Raw genomic sequence first — 1,305 nt, forward strand, 5'->3', positions numbered from 1 at the left:
CCGCCGCTGTCGAACCGGTGAAGGACACCACCCGGACTTCAGCGGCCTCGACGACGGCGGCGCCCGTCTCGGCGCCGCCGGGCAGGAGCGAGAGAACGCCCGCGGGCAGGCCCGCTTCCTCGAAGACCCGCATCAGCGCAACGCCGCCGCACACCGCGGTGCGGGGGTCCGGCTTCAGCAGCACGGCGTTGCCCAGCGCCAGGGCCGGCGCTACCGAGCGGATGGACAGGATCAGGGGGAAATTGAAGGGTGCGATCACGGAAACGACGCCGGCGGGGCGGCGCCGCGCGAATGACCAGCGCGCTTCATTTGAGGTCAGGACTTCTCCGGCGGGGTGCGACGGCAGCGCTGCGGCCTCGTAGCATTCATTGGCCGCGATGTGCGTTTCCAGGGCCGCCTTGGCCGGGATACCGCCGCTTTCGCGGATGATCCAGCGCTGGATTTCCTCGGCGTGCTCCTCCCAGAGCTGGCCGGCGCGGCGCAGGATGGCGGCCCGTTCCTCCGGCCGTGTGGCAGCCCACGCGTGCTGGGCTTCGGCGGCCACGGTGGCGGCGCGACCGACGTCGGAAGCCGTGGCGACGCCGAAGCGGCCCAGGACCGCGCCGGTGGCCGGCTCAACGACGTCCCGGCTTCCGCCGGATCCGTCGGTCCAGCCGGCGATGTTGATTTTTCCGTCCCAGCGGCCGGAATCGAGGAAGGTGTCGAGAATAACGTCGGAGACAGTCATGGATGTCCCTTTCAATGGGTTGGGTCAGAACGGGGAGACGGTGGTGATGGGGACTTCGATCAGCGTGGGGCCGTCGGAGGCGAGGGCCTTGGTGAAGCAGTCGCGCAGCTTCTCCAGCGACTCGGCGCGGTCCGCGTCCACGCCGTACCCTGCGGCGAGCGAGACGAAGTCGATCCCGGGCACGTCCAGGCCGGGTGCGTCGAGGGCATTGAGTTTGGCCGCGAAGCCGCGCAGGGCGCCGTAGGTGCCGTTGTTCAGGATCACGAACACCACGGGGATCCCGTACTGTGCCGCCGTCCAAAGTGCCGTGATGCCGTAGTTCGCGGAGCCATCGCCGATGAAGGCCACCACGCGGCGACCCGGCTCGGCCAGCTGGACTCCGACCNNNCGGCCGGCATGCCGAACCCGAGCCCGCCGGAGGCCGGGAAGTAGTAGCTTCCGGGCTGGCTCATGTCCATCCGGTCCCAGAAGGCCCCGACTGTGGACGTCGTCTCGTTGACGTACACGGCGTCCTCGGGGGCGAGGTCATTGATGAGCTCGAAGACGGCTTCCGGCGCCAGCCCGGCTCCAGCGTCGGG

The 1,305-nt window shown here is 69.8% G+C and carries 1 protein-coding gene and 1 pseudogene; both read right to left on the reverse strand.

Translation table 11 applies throughout. The features are described 5' to 3' along the window. Positions 1-727 (reverse strand): annotated as a pseudogene (locus tag K789_RS26525) (aldehyde dehydrogenase family protein); the annotation flags it as partial. 24 nt (positions 728-751) lie between these two features. Beyond that, the gene (locus K789_RS25970; protein ID WP_024365451.1) at positions 752-1,078 is read right to left on the reverse strand and encodes a thiamine pyrophosphate-dependent enzyme; all 327 of its coding nucleotides are present in this window, start codon (positions 1,076-1,078) and stop codon (positions 752-754) included. Between the last annotated feature and the right edge of the window lie 227 nt (positions 1,079-1,305).

Origin of the sequence: Arthrobacter sp. TB 26 (assembly GCF_000427315.1) — a bacterium.
Lineage (GTDB): Bacteria > Actinomycetota > Actinomycetes > Actinomycetales > Micrococcaceae > Arthrobacter.